Raw genomic sequence first — 14,384 nt, forward strand, 5'->3', positions numbered from 1 at the left:
CCTCCTGTTTTACATAACGGTTACTTATGGCAGACAAAAAACCAGCGACGGCTTTTTTCATTTGGCTTCGTATCGATAAAATCAGCATAGCATTCAACATTAGCAAAACCAGCATTTTCTAACATTCTTAAATAGCTTTCAAGAGGATAGGTTCTTTCTTGATGAAGCTCATCTAAGCGTTCAAACAACCCATTCTCTTGTGCAACAAAAAAGGTCAAGAAGTGTTCAATGCTATGGTCTTTTTCGCCTTGATAGCTTTCCCAAAGAAAGGCAAATTCATCGGTTTGGTAATGATAGCTATAATCAGGAAAGACTTCATCGATTTGATATAAGGAATGCACATCAAATAAAAAGACGCCATCTTCTTCTAAACAACTGTAAACACCATCAAACACTTGCTGCACACTCTGCTCGTCTTCCATGTAGCAAAGGGAGTCAGAATAGCAGGTAATTGCTTGATAGGTGCCAACATCTACGAGATCCAGCATGTCACCCGCAACAAATTGCACAGCCGCCTCTTCTTTTTCAGCCCGTTGACTAGCGATCATCAGCATCTCTTCTGAAAGATCTAACCCAGTCACGTCAAAACCAGCCTTGGCAAACTCAACGGCTAACGCACCAGTTCCACAAGCCAATTCTAACAGCTGTTTTCTTTTTCCTAAATGACGACAAGAAAAATCCAGCCACTTTTTATAGAGACTGGAATCCATTACTTCGTCATAGACAAATGCGAAGGTTTCGTAAGCCATTACGCCACGACCCATTCATTAAGATCCACAAGCGGCGCATCAGACCATAATTTTTCTAGGTTGTAAAAAGCACGTTCTGAGGCACTAAATACGTGAACGATCACGTCACCTAAGTCGATCAAGACCCATTTTCCACCATCTTTTCCTTCGACACGGCGAACAGATACTTGATTTTCTTCTTCTTTATCGATGACTTCATCAATGATCGCATTGATTTGACGTTCGCTATTTCCTGAACAGATCACAAAGTAATCTGCGAGCAAAGAGATTTCCCGCACATCTAATGCCATAATATCTTCGGCATGTTTGGAATCGGCGGCTTTTACAGCAATTTCTAATATTTTCTGACTATCTATGGTAATTCCCTCCTATATTTGGCTACCCAAAAATTGTAGGTTTCGATCGTTTTTGGGTAGATAACAGCTTCTGTTTCGATCAAATGAAGCAAGGTATGTTTCGTTTCGTAAGCAACAGCGGCATCTAAGTCGATCATTGCGATCTCTCTGGCTTCAACGACTCCAGGAAACGTACGTCCGGGTTCGATATAATCTGCCACATAGATGATTTTATCTAACAGGCTCATCTTAGCAGCTCCGGTGGTGTGCAAACGGATCGCTTGTAAGATTTCTTCGTCATCGATTTCTAATTCTCGTTGAACGAAATCAGCACCGACGAGTCCATGCCAGATGGCATTGTTCCAGTTCAAGAGATCCAAGTCGAATCCGTCTCTACGAATGACTAATTGAAATTCTTCATCGCTGCGTTCTTTCGCATAATCATGCGTCAAGGCGGCGATGCTGGCTTTGACCGGTGAAGCACCATATCTTTCCGCAAGGGCAACGGCCGTTTTTTCGACACCTAACACATGCTCAAAGCGCTTTTGACTCATCTGCATTTGGACCTTTTGCATCAAAAGTTCCCGTTCTGCTTGTGTGTAGTGTTCACTCTTCATCCAAGTACAACCCCTTTTCTTGAATATAGTGTAACACATTATCTGGCAATAAGTAGCGAACCGAACAACCTTGTTGCACTTTTTTACGAATTGTTGTTGAGCTGACATCCATTAGCGGGATATCGATCCAAATAATCGGGTATGGGCTATCGATCGGCACTTCTGGACGACGAACCCCCACAAAAGTCACCAATTCCATCAGCTCATCGATTTGATGCCATTTTGGTAAATAGTTCACCATATCCCCGCCAATGATAAAATAATAATTGGTATCTGGATTCTTAGCTGTCAATTCCCGCATCGTATCAACCGTATAACTCTTACCTTTTCGTTCCAACTCAATGGTCTCTACAGCAAATCGCGGATTATCGGCGATCGCCAACTCCAACATCGCCAAGCGGTGCTCAGCTGGGATCGTCTTTTTCTCATCAACATGAGGCGGTAAATACTCAGGCATGAAATAAACTTTATCCAGCCCTAATGCTTGCCCTACTTGCTCACCCATGACCAGATGTGCGTAGTGTACTGGATTAAAATTCCCACCAAGAATGCCCACTTGCTTTTTCGGTACAAGTTCTTGTGTTTGTGTCTCTAAAACCGTTTGTACCTTTCCAAATGTTTGTCCTTGCATGCCTTCTCCCTCCTAAATTGAACGAACTTTGCTTGAAATCGTTTGGTATTTTTCTTTGCTTGACGGTTTGAATAAAACGATCACTCGTCCGATGATTTGTACCACTTCACAGCCGACTTTCTCACGGATCGTTTCAGCTGCTTCGTCAGCAACCTCATCGGTATTTTGGAGCAATGAGACTTTGATCAATTCTCGTTTTTCTAGCGCTTCTTCAATTTGCGCCATCATCGCGTCATTCAAGCCGCCTTTGCCGATTTGAAAAATCGGGTTTAAATGGTGCGCTTCACTTCGTAAAAATCTTTTTTGTTTTCCTCGTAAGTCCATATTCTTCCTTCTTCCTTATACTAATGCTTTACGTCTAAGCACATCGACACCCTTTGGCGCCCACCCAGCGATGACGCACGGTTTGGTGATCGTGATCCAGCCAAGTCCAGCAAAAACGATATCGGTTTTTTCTTTGATTGAAAATTCGAAACGGACGAGTTCAGGAAAATCCGCCACTTCATCTGCTCGCGGCGGCTGCAGCAGCCCACCAACATGTTTCTCATAAAACTCATCGGCTTTCGTTAATTTGGTCCGATGGATCGCCACATCATTTGCTACATAAGCAATAAATGAACTGCGTTCTCCTTGAATGAAATCAAATCGGGCAAGTCCTCCTAAGAACAAAGTTTGTTCTGGATTCAACTGATACACCTTTGGTTTGATCTCTTTGGCTGGTGCCACGATTTTTAGATCTTTTTTACCTAAATAATGCGCCATTTGATGACGATGAATGATTCCTGGTGTGTCGATCAAGAAGTGTCCGTCATCCAATGGAATCTCGATTTTATCCAATGTGGTTCCTGGGAAACGCGAAGTCGTGATCAATTCGTTGATCCCCGCTGTTTGTTTGATGATTTGATTGATCAATGTTGATTTTCCAACATTCGTCACACCCACCACATAGACATCGCGTCCTTCACGATACGTTTCGATCGCTTGCAGTAAAGCTTCCGTTTCACCTGGCTTCTTGGCACTCGTCAATAATACATCCACTGGTCTTAAACCAGCTTCATGAGCACGTTCCTTCATCCATTGGGTCATCTTCGATTTTTTCAAAGATTTTGGTAAAATATCCACCTTGTTGCCCACTAATAAAACAGGATTATTGCCGACAAAGCGGTGCAGTCCTGGGATCAATGAACCATTAAAATCGAAAATATCAACGACATTAACGATCAAGGCTTCTTTTTCCCCGATTTCATTCAGTAGACGCAGAAAATCATCGTCGGTAAGGGAAACATCTTGGATCTCATTGTAATGGCGCAAACGGAAGCAGCGTTGACAATAGACTTCTCCTGATTCAAGTCCTTTTTCTAATGCGGATTGCGGGGTGTAGCCCAATTCATTGGGGTTCGTTGTCTGAATCACTGCCCCGCAGCCGATACAGTGAATTTCTTCGATTCCTTCTGTCATATTAAATTCCTCCACGCCATTTTAACTCTGGGTTGTGCTTCAATAAATAGTTCATGATTTTTCTTTCTGCGGCTCGATTAAATTGGGTTTTCCAAGAATCCGTTGGGATCACTGGTTTCACTAAAATACTGCGAACACCGGCACGATTGGCACCTCGTACATCCGTCATGATTTGATCGCCGATCATCACGACCTCTTCTTTTTTCAAGCCTAATTGTTGATAGCCTTGTTTGATCCCTCTTGAAAAGGGTTTTAATGCGCGGTGTACGTACTTTAAACCAAAAGGCGCAACTGCCCGTGCCACTCGTTCACTATTGTTGTTGGAAACGACAACTACCGGTATCCCAGCATTTTTCATTTCCAGTAGCCAGTTTTTTAGTTCTTCGGTTCCGTCAGGATTGTTCCAAGCAATCAAGGTATTATCAAGATCGGTCAAAATCCCTTTGATCCCCTGTGCCTTTAGTTGGCTAGGGGTGATTTTATAAATCGCATCGACCATCCAAGTCGGTTTATAATTTGAAAACATAAAATCTCCTTTGCTGCATGATTTCTTCACGTATTAAAAATCGGCGACTAGTCATCGATCCAAATTGTCGATCCTTAAAAAGAAACAGTCCGATCTGCCTACAATCACGCAGATGGTTTCTATCAAGATCAGACCTCTTCAACCTGTAATTATACAATAGAATCTTTTTGAATACTAGCAAGTGCGCCAGTTTCTGCAGGTTTCTTGTAAAAGAACTGAAAAAGGAACCTGCCAAGACAACCGTTTGTTCTATCACTTCTTTAAAGTAGTCTTTTTTCCGTCAAAAAAGCATCCTTTTACTGAAAGGATGCTTAGGAAAGGTCCAAATTTATCACTAACAACTGCGAACTTCTCGCAGTTTACAATACTTTACTCAAAAAATCAATGGTTCGTGGATTTTTCGGATGATCAAAGATCTGTTCTGGCGTTCCTTCCTCCATAATGATTCCCTGATCCATAAATAAAATCCGATCCGCGACTTCTTTCGCAAAGCCCATTTCATGAGTGACGATGACCATCGTCATTCCTTGCTGAGCCAAACGCTGCATGACGGACAATACTTCGCCAACCATTTCTGGGTCTAACGCTGAAGTCGGTTCATCAAAGAGCATCACGTCTGGATCCATCGCCAAGGCACGTGCGATAGCGATTCGTTGCATTTGTCCACCAGAAAGACTTTGAGGATAGGCTTTTGCTTTGTCTGGTAAGCCAACATCATTTAGTAGTTGTTTTGCCAACTGATCAGCCGCCGATTTTGCTACCTTCTTGACTTTCGTCGGGGACAAAGTAATGTTTTCTAAAACCGTCATATTCGGAAAAAGATTAAAATTTTGAAAGACCATACCCATTTTTTCACGCATCTTATACAAATCATTCTTTGGATCGGTAATATCGGTTCCTTCAAAAAAGATTTTTCCGCTTGTCGGTACTTCTAATAGGTTCAAACAGCGTAAAAACGTGCTTTTTCCTGACCCAGATGGCCCAATCACCACTACGACTTCTCCTTGATCGATCGTCGTTGTGATCCCTTTTAGCACTTGATTGCTGCCAAAGGTTTTGTGTAAATCTTGAATATCTAACATCATAGCTTGTCTTCTCCTTTTAACGACGATAGCCTTTGCCTAGTTTCTTTTCCCATAAACTCAATAGTCGCGAAGTCGTAAACGTCAAGATGAAGTAAATGACCGCCGCCACATAGAAAGGCGTTAATGGTTGGAAAGAACTGGTGACAACGATCTGCGCACTGTTCATCAGCTCGTAGATGCCGATCGTTGAAAGCAAAGAGGAATCCTTAATCAAAACGATAAATTCATTGCCTAGTGGCGGCAAAATGTTGCGTAGTGCTTGTGGCAATACGACATAACGCATCGTTTGAAAAGGCCGCAACCCTAAAGAACCAGCCGCTTCTGTTTGACCGTAATCAACCGCATTGATTCCCCCTCGGACAATCTCAGCAACATATGCCCCAGAATTAAGCGAGAGCGCAATGATCCCAGGAAATAGCCGCCCAAAATCAAGACTCAACACGCCGATCGAGACCGTCGGCAAGGCAAACATTCCTTGCAAAAGACCAAAAGCGATCAATATCTGCACCAGCATCGGTGTGCCGCGGATGACTTCAATATACGCATTAGCAAACCAGCGCAAAGGCGTCACTTTTGATAATTTCATTAGGGCAAAAATCACCCCTAGAATCGTTCCAAAGATCACGGTGATGATAGAGATCACGATGGTGATCACCACACCAGAAAGAAAATAAGGGTAATATATCGCTAAAAAGGATAAATCCATAATTGTGTCTACTCCGTTCTATCTATCGCGCCGCATTTTCGTTGGCTAGATCTGTGTTCTTTTGTACATACTCGTCGATTGTACCATCTTCAATCAATTCTTTCAAAATACTGTTTAGTTCTTCTTGTAATTCGGTACTCCCTTTAGGTAAAGCAATTGCATAAGAATCGCCTTCAGATGCTTCTAATGCTACATCAGTGATCACGAGGTCATCATTTTGTGCAACATACGATTCAGCAACCGCACTTTCAAGGACCAAACCGTCGATCGAGCCTTGTTTCAATTCATTGACTAGATTCGGAACTTTGGCGATGGAAACCAATTGCGAATCAGCTAATTGATCTTGAACGATCATTTCTTGGATCGAGCCTTTTTGAGCGCCTACTTTTTTGCCAGACAAGCTTTCGATTGAATCAAATGCCGATTCATTGTTTTTATTAACAACTAATTTTTGTTCTGGTGTAAAATAGTTATCGGTGAAATCAAAAGTCTGTTTACGTTCGTCAGTTGCTGAGATGCCTGAAACAGCGATATCGGCTTTCCCTTGTTGCAAAGCAGTCAAAACAGCATTGAAATCAAGGTCCAAAATATTCACTTCGACACCAAGACGATCAGCGATCTCATTGACCATATCGATATCTGCGCCCACGATCGTATCTTTGCCATCGATCAAGGCATGAAATTCAAACGGGGCAAAGTCAGCAGAAGTTGCCACATTTAACACACCAGCTGCTTTGATGGCTTCCAATTGATTATCCGCCGAACCGCTGGCACTAGAACTTCCAGTACTCGATGAGCCGCCATTCCCACAAGCTCCTAAAACCAAAATCCCCGTCAATACAACAAATGCTCCAAATAATTTTTTCATAAAAAAAGCTCCTCTTCAAAACAAATATTTATGCAATATAATCTTCATATATTCAGAATATATACATAATAGCACAGAATAATTAAATTTTAAACTAAAAACTTCGCCATTTGTACGATTTATTCAATAACACTTTTAATAAAAAAATACTAGGATACCCATCCTCTAATCAGAGTGGATATCCTAGTTTTTAAAATCGGCGAAAACGTTGATACCTTGCCTCAAGCAATTCATCTGTTTGCAAGGTAGAAAGTTCGGCAAGTTTCGTTGAAATTGCCGCTTTCATCTGTTCCATCAATTGCTCTTTCGGTAAAAAGGCCTCTTCATGGGTTTCAGCAATCACTTTTTCAATAACACCGAGTTCATATAGTTCTTGAGCTGTGATCTTCATCAAGCCAGCAGCTTCTTTGGCACGGCTGCCATCTTTCCATAGGATCGAAGCAAAGCCTTCGGGAGATAAAATGGCATAGATCGAATGTTCCATCATCCAAACCTCATCGCCTAATGCCAGTGCTAAGGCACCGCCGCTGCCGCCTTCACCAATGATGATTGCCAAGATCGGCACCGTTAAATCGGACATTTCCATCAAGTTACGGGCAATCGCTTCGCCTTCTCCGCGCTCTTCCGCGCCAATACCGCAAAACGCCCCTGCTGTATTGATCAATGTGACCACAGGTCGCTGAAATTTTTCTGCTTGCTTCATTAAGCGTAACGCTTTGCGATAACCTTCAGGATGTGGCGAGCCAAAGTTTCTGCGTAAATTTTCAGGCAGATTACGGCCTTTTTGAATACCGATCACGGTCACTGGCTTGCCATCTAAACAAGCAATGCCGCCAACAACGGCTTCATCTTCGCCAAACAGACGGTCTCCATGAAACTCTTCAAACTCAGAAAAAATGCCGTCAAAGTAATCCAGTGCCGTCAAACGGTCTTTGCTGCGAGCGAGTTCAACGATCTCGTGGGCTGCTCTAGTCATTGCGATCCCATCCTTTCCGCGTATGCAAAGAAATCAAATGGTGGATTTTCTCCCGCAAGTTCGTCCGTGGAACGATTTGATCGACAAAGCCATGATCTAACAGAAACTCTGCCTTTTGAAAGTCTTCAGGTAGTTCCTGACGAATGGTTTGTTCAATCACACGTCGTCCAGCAAAACCGATCAAGGCTTGCGGTTCTGCCAGGATGATATCCCCTTCCATCGCAAAACTAGCGGTGACGCCACCGGTTGTCGGGTCCGTTAAAACCGTTAGATAAAACAAGCCAGCTTTACTGTGGCGTTTTACCGCGGCAGAGATTTTTGCCATTTGCATCAGTGACAAAATTCCTTCTTGCATCCGCGCACCACCTGAAGCGGTAAAAAGAACAACTGGTAGCTGTTTTTCGATCGCACGTTCAAACAAACGGGTAATCTTCTCCCCTACGACCGTTCCCATACTGCCCATGATGAAATTCGCATCCATGATCCCGATCGCTAACGGCAATCCTTGAACTTTTGCTTCTCCTGTGAGGACAGCCTCATGCAACCCAGTTTTTTCTTGCATTTGGGCGACTTTATCCAAATATCCAGGAAAATCAAGAGGATCTTTTGTGGTTACATCTGTGTCCCATTCTTCAAAACTTTTCTCATCAATCGTGATAGCGATCCGTTCCCAGGCACTGATTCGGAAATTATACCCGCAGTGAGGACAGACTTTCTCTGCCCCCATCTCCTTCGTATAAAGCGTTCGTTTGCAACTAGGACATTTCGCCCAAAGATTATCTGGTACGACTGGTTCGTTCGTTGGCAGCTGACCTCGATTAGGATTGATGCGAATGTAGTTTTTCTTCTTAAATAAAGCCACTCATCTTCCCTCCTATTGTTCAGGTGTCCAATTTGGCAAAAATTCCTCTTGTAAAAAGGCGGTTGTATAGTCTCCTGCAATCACTTTCGGGTGACTGATCAAGTCCATTTGGAATTCTGCATTCGTAATGACACCATCGGTCACTAATTCGGCTAACGCCCGCTGCATCTTCATCAACGCTTCGAAACGGTTCTCGCCGTGAACGATCACTTTAGCGATCATAGAATCATAATAAGGTGGGATCGTGTAGCCAGAATACATGGCACTGTCTACACGAACGCCTAGACCACCGCTTGGTAAAAACAAATTGTTGATCTTGCCTGGTGACGGTGCAAAATTGAAGGCTGGATTTTCTGCATTGATCCGACATTCGATCGCCGCGCCCGTCATCTTGATGTCTGCTTGCGTCAAGCCTAGCGGTTCGCCACTAGCGACTTCAAGTTGTTTTTTGACTAAATCAATGTTTGTCACCATTTCGGTGATCGGGTGTTCCACTTGAATTCGAGTGTTCATTTCCATGAAATAAAACTCCCCAGTGTCCGCCATTAAAAACTCGATCGTGCCAGCATTACGATACCCTACCGCTTGTGCGGCACGTACCGCTGCTTCTCCTAGTTCTGCTCGCTTGCTTTCAGAAATCACCACAGAAGGGGATTCTTCCAACACTTTTTGGTTGTTGCGTTGAAGCGAGCAATCGCGTTCACCAAGGTGGATAATATTACCAAAAGAATCACCTAACACTTGCACTTCTATGTGTCGAGCAGGATAAATGATTTTTTCAATGTACATTTCATCGTTGCCAAATGCCGCTTTCGCTTCTTGCTGTGCGGAAGCAAAATGATGCGGCAATGCTTCTTTATCTGCGACTTTCCGTATCCCTTTACCGCCACCGCCGGCCGCAGCTTTGAGCATGACTGGGTAACCAATCTCTTCAGCGATCGTTAAAGCTTCTTCCACATCAGAAATCGCGCCTTTGCTTCCGGGAATGACCGGTACTTCTGCTTCGATCATCAAGCGTCTTGCATTGATTTTGTTTCCCATTGCATCGATAGTCTCACTCTTTGGCCCAATAAAGACGATATTGCATTCCTCGCACATCGCAGCAAAACGGCTATTCTCTGAAAGAAAGCCAAATCCAGGATGGATCGCCTCAGCCTTTGTGACGATCGCAGCGCTTAGGATCTGCTGTACATTCAAATAAGAGTCGGCTGCTTTGGCAGGTCCGATACAAATCGCTTCATCGGCAAGCTCTGTATGCAACGCTTCTTTATCTGCTTCTGAATAAACGGCGACCGTTTGAATACCTAATTCGCGACAAGCGCGAATGATACGTACGGCGATTTCGCCACGGTTTGCGATCAATACTTTAGAAAACATGTCTCACCTATCCAATCATGAAAGTCAATTCTGCTTCCGCCACTTTTTTCCCATCAACATAGGCAATTCCTTTGCCGATGCCAGCTGCAGATTTCACTTTGATTATTTCTACTTCTAAGATCAAGGTATCGCCTGGTGTTACTTTTTTTCTGAATTTCGCTTTGTCTAAACCGCCAAAGTAGGCAGTTTTCCCACGAAAATCTTCCAATGATAGCAATGCCACAGCACCTGCTTGTGCCATTGCTTCCACGATCAATACTCCGGGCATCACTGGTTCATGGGGGAAATGACCTTGGAAAAACGGCTCATTGATAGTAACGTTTTTCTTCGCAACGACCCGTTTGCCTTCTTCTAACTCCTCTACCCGATCCACTAAAAGCATCGGATAACGATGAGGGATGATTTCTTTGATTTCTTGAATCGTTAATGCGCTCATTGCTTTACCCTTCTTTCACACGGAATAATGGTTGATTGTATTCAACGATTTGTTCGCTTTCAACCAAGACTTCAACTAATTCGCCATCGACGTCACTGACGATTTCATTCATGACTTTCATCGCTTCAACGATACAGAGAATATCACCTTTTTTCACGTGATCGCCGATTTGTTTGAAGTTGTCTTTATCAGGACTTGGTTTCAAATAAACGACACCCACTAATGGAGAGACAACTTCTTTGCCCTCTAAAACAGGTTTTGCCGTTTCTACTGTTTCAGGTGTTGCTGAGACAGCAGGCGTTGGTGCAACAGGAGTTGGCGCAGCATTCGCTGCAGGAGCAGGCGCAGGTGCAGAGGATGCACTTTGTAACCCACTTGTCGTATTTTTATTAAAATAAAGTTCAAATGTCTCTTTTTTTAATTGAAGCTCAGTTAACGTCGATTGATCGAATTGGCTGAGCAGCTCTTTTACCTCATGTGTTTCCAATTACGCTTCCTCCCAACGTTTCAACAAGATCACTGCATTATGACCGCCAAACCCAAGTGAATTACTCATGGCATAGGTCAATTCTGCTGGTTGGCTTTGATTGATAACAACGTTCAAGTCGATCTCAGGATCTTGTTCTGTCACGTTGATGGTTGGTGGAATAAATTGATGTTGTAATGCTAATAGTGAAGCAATGGCTTCGATTCCGCCAGCCGCCCCAAGCAAATGACCAGTCATTGACTTTGTACTGCTAACATATGGTTTTTTATAGTCTTCGCCCAATCCGTATTGGATCGATGTCGCTTCTGCACTGTCATTGGCAGGCGTGCTTGTACCGTGGGCATTGATGTAGCCAACTTCAGCCGGGGTGATCGATGCTTCTTGCATCGCCAATTTCATTGCTTTTCCGGCACCTGATCCATCAGGATTTGGCGCAGTCATATGGTAGGCATCACAGTTCGCACCGTACCCTACGACTTCACCTAAAATCGTTGCCCCACGTTTTTGCGCATGCGCCAATGATTCTAAAATGAAGACGCCAGCGCCTTCCCCCATGACAAACCCACTACGATTTTTATCAAACGGAACGGAAGCTTTGTCAGGGTCTGATTCAGTGGTTAACGCCGTCAGAGACGCAAAACCAGCGATACCAATTTCACAGATCGTCGCTTCTGAACCACCAGCGATCATGACATCTGCGTAGCCATGCTTGATGTTCCGAAAAGCTTCACCGATTGAATGGGTACCAGAAGCACAGGCGGAAACAGTCGTCGTACAAATGCCTTTCGCACCTACCCGTAATGCAATGTTGCCGGCAACCATATTTACGATCGACATCGGTACGAACATTGGTGATACCCGATTTGCTCCTTTGTCATGCATCCGAATCACTTGGTCTTGAATCGTTGGCAAGCCGCCGATCCCTGAACCAACCATCACGCCAAAACGATCCACATCAATGGTTTCTGTATCTAACTTCGCCATTTCCATCGCTTCTAACGCCGCATAAATTCCATAAATGGAAAAAAGATCCATCCGCTTCGTATCTTTTTTAACGAAGTACTTTTCTAACGGAAAATCTTTGACTTCAGCGGCAACTGAGATCCCTGTTGCTTCTGCGTCAAATTTTGTAATCGGGCCGATGCCGTTGGTCCCGTTTTGTAAACTTGCTAAAAATGTTTCTGGGTCATTTCCGATTGGAGAAGTGACGCCGTATCCTGTAACTACTACTCGATTCATCTATTCTTCCTCCTACCCTTGCATTGCCATCCCGCCGTCTACACTGATCACCTGACCAGTGATGTAGGGGCTTTTTGCTAAAAAGACTGCTGTTTGCGCAACATCCTGTGTGGAACCAAAACGCTGTAATGGAATATTTGCCAATGATTGTTCTTTGACTTTATCCGACAGCACTTCAGTCATCTCTGTTTCGATAAATCCTGGGGCGATCGCATTGCAGGTGATCCCCCGAGCGGCACCTTCACGAGCGGCAGATTTCGTAAAACCGATCACGCCAGCTTTACTTGCCGCATAGTTGGCTTGCCCGATATTTCCCGTCAAGCCGACCACACTCGTCAAATTGATGATACGGCCTTCTCGCAGCTTCATCATTTTTTTCAACGCGTGCTGCGTCATATTGAAGGTACCAGTCAAATTGATTTTGATCACTGAATCAAAATCTTCGGGTTTCATTCTCAACAATAATTTGTCATTCGTGATTCCGGCATTATTAACTAAAATGTGGATCGGTCCGACTGCCGCTTCTGCTTCCAAAAGCATGGCTGCCGCTTGATCAAAATCAGAAATGTCCCCATTGATCGCTACACATTTCACGCCGTAGCTGGTGATGCGATCGATCAGTGACTGGGGAATTTCTTTTCGTCCATTTAAAACGATATTCGCTCCTTCTTTGGCAAAGGCTTCCGCGATGGTAAAACCGATCCCTCGCGAGCTACCAGTTACAAAGACGTTTCTATTTTGCAGATCCATAAATTCCTCCTAGTTGAATCGGGCTAGTGTATCTGCCAACGTTTGGCTATCTTCTACACGCGCAGTCTGGATTTCTTTGTCTATTTTCTTCATAAAACCGCTCAATACTTTTCCTGGTCCGATCTCGATGACTTGTTGGATGCCAAGCTGCTTCAGTGTCGCAATGCTTTCGTAAAAACGCACTGGCGATTTCACTTGCTGCGTCAACAGTTCCTTGGTTTGGTCTTGCTGCATTGGCTGCGCGGTCGTATTGCTGATGACAGGTACTTGTAACTCATCAAAGGTGATTTGAGCTAATTCCTGTGCTAATTGCTGCGATGCGGGTTCCAACAAAGCAGTATGGAAAGGACCGCTGACATTTAAAGGAATCACCCGTTTGGTTCCAGCAGCTTGTAACAATTCCACCGCTTTATCCACTGCCGGTGCTTCACCGCCAATGACGATCTGCTGCGGCGTATTGTAATTCGCTGGTGTCACGATCCCCACTTGACTGGCTTCTTTACAGATTTCTTCAATCGTTTCAGCGGGTGTGTTCATCACAGCGACCATTTTCCCAATACCTGCTGGCGCCGCACTTGCCATATACCGACCGCGCTTTTGCACCAATGCGACTGCTGTCTGGAAATCAAGTGCACCACTAGCGACTAGGGCTGTATATTCGCCTAAACTCAAGCCAGCAACAGCATCTGCTTTGATTCCTTGCGCATCCAAAAGTCGCCAAAAAGCCGTACTTACCGTTAAGATGGCAGGCTGCGTATATTCCGTCTGGTTTAAACGTTCGTTTTCAGTAAAGCATAACTCGGCCATATCATATCCTAGAATGGTGCTGGCTTGTTCAAACGTCTCACGAACGATTGCTTCTTGGTGATAGAGCTCTTCTCCCATTTTGGGGTACTGTGCGCCTTGACCGCTAAATAAAAAGGCTGTCTTCATCTTGTACTCCTTCATTACTTTGATCGTTGTCGTTGGAGAACATGGCTTCTTGCAGTTCGTCTATGAATCAGCAAAAACACGTTCTTAAAAAGGAAAGGCTAGGCTGTCTGCCTAGCCTTTGTTTTATGCTTGTTGTTTTTCTACATATTTAACTAGATCTTCAACGGTTGTGATACCATCTTCTGTTTCGATCTTCACATCGAATTCATCTTCGATCTCGTTAATGATTTGGAAAAGATCCAAGCTGTCTGCTTCTAAATCTTCTTGGATGTTTGTGTTCAATTTGATTTCTTCTTTTTCTTTTCCTAATTCTTCTGCTACGATTTCTTGAATTTTTTCGAATACCATG

General features: G+C 43.9%; 19 protein-coding genes. All 19 read right to left on the reverse strand.

Annotation, left to right across the window (positions count from 1 at the left end; translation table 11 throughout):
- Positions 1–20 precede the first annotated feature (20 nt).
- On the reverse strand, positions 21–749 hold the full coding sequence (locus ECA1_RS07190; protein WP_016610179.1) for a class I SAM-dependent DNA methyltransferase: 729 nt from the start codon (positions 747–749) through the stop codon (positions 21–23).
- Positions 749–1,090 carry a ribosome silencing factor gene (gene rsfS, locus ECA1_RS07195; protein WP_034695537.1) on the reverse strand — a complete coding sequence of 114 codons (342 nt, stop codon included), beginning with the start codon at positions 1,088–1,090 and terminating at the stop codon, positions 749–751. Before rsfS ends, ECA1_RS07190 begins: the two co-directional genes overlap by 1 nt.
- Positions 1,091–1,101: 11 nt before the next feature.
- Complete coding sequence (gene yqeK, locus ECA1_RS07200; protein WP_060792093.1) at positions 1,102–1,701, reverse strand: bis(5'-nucleosyl)-tetraphosphatase (symmetrical) YqeK; 600 nt, start codon at positions 1,699–1,701, stop codon at positions 1,102–1,104.
- Positions 1,691–2,332 (reverse strand): nicotinate-nucleotide adenylyltransferase, encoded by a 642-nt coding sequence (locus tag ECA1_RS07205; RefSeq protein WP_005225906.1) that lies wholly within the window; start codon positions 2,330–2,332, stop codon positions 1,691–1,693. The genes yqeK and ECA1_RS07205 overlap by 11 nt, the downstream gene beginning before the upstream one ends.
- A gap of 12 nt (positions 2,333–2,344) precedes the next feature.
- Positions 2,345–2,656, reverse strand: a complete 312-nt coding sequence (yhbY, locus tag ECA1_RS07210) for a ribosome assembly RNA-binding protein YhbY (RefSeq protein WP_005225905.1) — start codon at positions 2,654–2,656, stop codon at positions 2,345–2,347.
- A gap of 15 nt (positions 2,657–2,671) precedes the next feature.
- Positions 2,672–3,790, reverse strand: a complete 1,119-nt coding sequence (yqeH, locus tag ECA1_RS07215; protein WP_010748089.1) for a ribosome biogenesis GTPase YqeH — start codon at positions 3,788–3,790, stop codon at positions 2,672–2,674.
- A gap of 1 nt (position 3,791) precedes the next feature.
- Complete coding sequence (locus tag ECA1_RS07220) at positions 3,792–4,316, reverse strand: YqeG family HAD IIIA-type phosphatase (protein WP_005225903.1); 525 nt, start codon at positions 4,314–4,316, stop codon at positions 3,792–3,794.
- 359 nt (positions 4,317–4,675) lie between these two features.
- Entirely contained in the window at positions 4,676–5,401 is a 726-nt protein-coding gene (locus tag ECA1_RS07225) for an amino acid ABC transporter ATP-binding protein (RefSeq protein WP_060792094.1), read from the reverse strand.
- A gap of 16 nt (positions 5,402–5,417) precedes the next feature.
- Positions 5,418–6,107, reverse strand: a complete 690-nt coding sequence (locus tag ECA1_RS07230; RefSeq protein WP_005225900.1) for an amino acid ABC transporter permease — start codon at positions 6,105–6,107, stop codon at positions 5,418–5,420.
- Between the two features lie 22 nt (positions 6,108–6,129).
- Positions 6,130–6,975, reverse strand: a complete 846-nt coding sequence (locus ECA1_RS07235) for a transporter substrate-binding domain-containing protein (protein ID WP_060792095.1) — start codon at positions 6,973–6,975, stop codon at positions 6,130–6,132.
- Between the two features lie 190 nt (positions 6,976–7,165).
- Entirely contained in the window at positions 7,166–7,951 is a 786-nt protein-coding gene (locus ECA1_RS07240) for an acetyl-CoA carboxylase carboxyl transferase subunit alpha (protein WP_010748087.1), read from the reverse strand.
- Positions 7,944–8,813, reverse strand: coding sequence for an acetyl-CoA carboxylase, carboxyltransferase subunit beta (gene accD / locus ECA1_RS07245; protein ID WP_005225897.1), 870 nt, complete (start codon positions 8,811–8,813; stop codon positions 7,944–7,946). The genes ECA1_RS07240 and accD overlap by 8 nt, the downstream gene beginning before the upstream one ends.
- 12 nt (positions 8,814–8,825) lie before the next feature.
- Positions 8,826–10,190 carry an acetyl-CoA carboxylase biotin carboxylase subunit gene (locus ECA1_RS07250; RefSeq protein ID WP_005225896.1) on the reverse strand — a complete coding sequence of 455 codons (1,365 nt, stop codon included), beginning with the start codon at positions 10,188–10,190 and terminating at the stop codon, positions 8,826–8,828.
- A 7-nt stretch (positions 10,191–10,197) separates the two neighbouring features.
- Positions 10,198–10,626, reverse strand: coding sequence for a 3-hydroxyacyl-ACP dehydratase FabZ (fabZ, locus tag ECA1_RS07255; RefSeq protein WP_005225895.1), 429 nt, complete (start codon positions 10,624–10,626; stop codon positions 10,198–10,200).
- A 4-nt stretch (positions 10,627–10,630) separates the two neighbouring features.
- Positions 10,631–11,113: an acetyl-CoA carboxylase biotin carboxyl carrier protein gene (gene accB, locus ECA1_RS07260; protein WP_060792096.1), complete on the reverse strand. Its 483-nt coding sequence runs from the start codon at positions 11,111–11,113 to the stop codon at positions 10,631–10,633.
- Positions 11,114–12,352 (reverse strand): beta-ketoacyl-ACP synthase II, encoded by a 1,239-nt coding sequence (gene fabF / locus ECA1_RS07265; protein ID WP_005235583.1) that lies wholly within the window; start codon positions 12,350–12,352, stop codon positions 11,114–11,116.
- A 12-nt stretch (positions 12,353–12,364) separates the two neighbouring features.
- Positions 12,365–13,102 carry a 3-oxoacyl-[acyl-carrier-protein] reductase gene (gene fabG / locus ECA1_RS07270; RefSeq protein ID WP_008378189.1) on the reverse strand — a complete coding sequence of 246 codons (738 nt, stop codon included), beginning with the start codon at positions 13,100–13,102 and terminating at the stop codon, positions 12,365–12,367.
- Positions 13,103–13,111: 9 nt separating this feature from the next.
- A complete protein-coding gene (gene fabD / locus ECA1_RS07275; protein ID WP_060792097.1) occupies positions 13,112–14,035 on the reverse strand; it encodes an ACP S-malonyltransferase in 924 nt (307 codons plus the stop codon).
- Between the two features lie 123 nt (positions 14,036–14,158).
- The gene (locus ECA1_RS07280; RefSeq protein ID WP_005225890.1) at positions 14,159–14,383 is read right to left on the reverse strand and encodes an acyl carrier protein; all 225 of its coding nucleotides are present in this window, start codon (positions 14,381–14,383) and stop codon (positions 14,159–14,161) included.
- Between the last annotated feature and the right edge of the window lies 1 nt (position 14,384).

The sequence above is a fragment of the Enterococcus casseliflavus NBRC 100478 genome (genome assembly GCF_001544095.1).
GTDB lineage: Bacteria > Bacillota > Bacilli > Lactobacillales > Enterococcaceae > Enterococcus_D > Enterococcus_D casseliflavus.

What these genes read in the sequence shown, in the direction of transcription:
- fabG (WP_008378189.1), bottom strand. Translation starts at nt 13,102, where the DNA reads ATGGATCTGCAAAATAGAAACGTCTTTGTAACTGGTAGCTCGCGAGGG.
- ECA1_RS07225 (WP_060792094.1), bottom strand. Translation starts at nt 5,401, where the DNA reads ATGATGTTAGATATTCAAGATTTACACAAAACCTTTGGCAGCAATCAA.
- ECA1_RS07250 (WP_005225896.1), bottom strand. Translation starts at nt 10,190, where the DNA reads ATGTTTTCTAAAGTATTGATCGCAAACCGTGGCGAAATCGCCGTACGT.
- yhbY (WP_005225905.1), bottom strand. Translation starts at nt 2,656, where the DNA reads ATGGACTTACGAGGAAAACAAAAAAGATTTTTACGAAGTGAAGCGCAC.
- ECA1_RS07220 (WP_005225903.1), bottom strand. Translation starts at nt 4,316, where the DNA reads ATGTTTTCAAATTATAAACCGACTTGGATGGTCGATGCGATTTATAAA.
- ECA1_RS07205 (WP_005225906.1), bottom strand. Translation starts at nt 2,332, where the DNA reads ATGCAAGGACAAACATTTGGAAAGGTACAAACGGTTTTAGAGACACAA.
- fabF (WP_005235583.1), bottom strand. Translation starts at nt 12,352, where the DNA reads ATGAATCGAGTAGTAGTTACAGGATACGGCGTCACTTCTCCAATCGGA.
- ECA1_RS07235 (WP_060792095.1), bottom strand. Translation starts at nt 6,975, where the DNA reads ATGAAAAAATTATTTGGAGCATTTGTTGTATTGACGGGGATTTTGGTT.
- yqeH (WP_010748089.1), bottom strand. Translation starts at nt 3,790, where the DNA reads ATGACAGAAGGAATCGAAGAAATTCACTGTATCGGCTGCGGGGCAGTG.
- ECA1_RS07280 (WP_005225890.1), bottom strand. Translation starts at nt 14,383, where the DNA reads ATGGTATTCGAAAAAATTCAAGAAATCGTAGCAGAAGAATTAGGAAAA.
- yqeK (WP_060792093.1), bottom strand. Translation starts at nt 1,701, where the DNA reads ATGAAGAGTGAACACTACACACAAGCAGAACGGGAACTTTTGATGCAA.
- ECA1_RS07190 (WP_016610179.1), bottom strand. Translation starts at nt 749, where the DNA reads ATGGCTTACGAAACCTTCGCATTTGTCTATGACGAAGTAATGGATTCC.
- fabD (WP_060792097.1), bottom strand. Translation starts at nt 14,035, where the DNA reads ATGAAGACAGCCTTTTTATTTAGCGGTCAAGGCGCACAGTACCCCAAA.
- ECA1_RS07230 (WP_005225900.1), bottom strand. Translation starts at nt 6,107, where the DNA reads ATGGATTTATCCTTTTTAGCGATATATTACCCTTATTTTCTTTCTGGT.
- ECA1_RS07240 (WP_010748087.1), bottom strand. Translation starts at nt 7,951, where the DNA reads ATGACTAGAGCAGCCCACGAGATCGTTGAACTCGCTCGCAGCAAAGAC.
- fabZ (WP_005225895.1), bottom strand. Translation starts at nt 10,626, where the DNA reads ATGAGCGCATTAACGATTCAAGAAATCAAAGAAATCATCCCTCATCGT.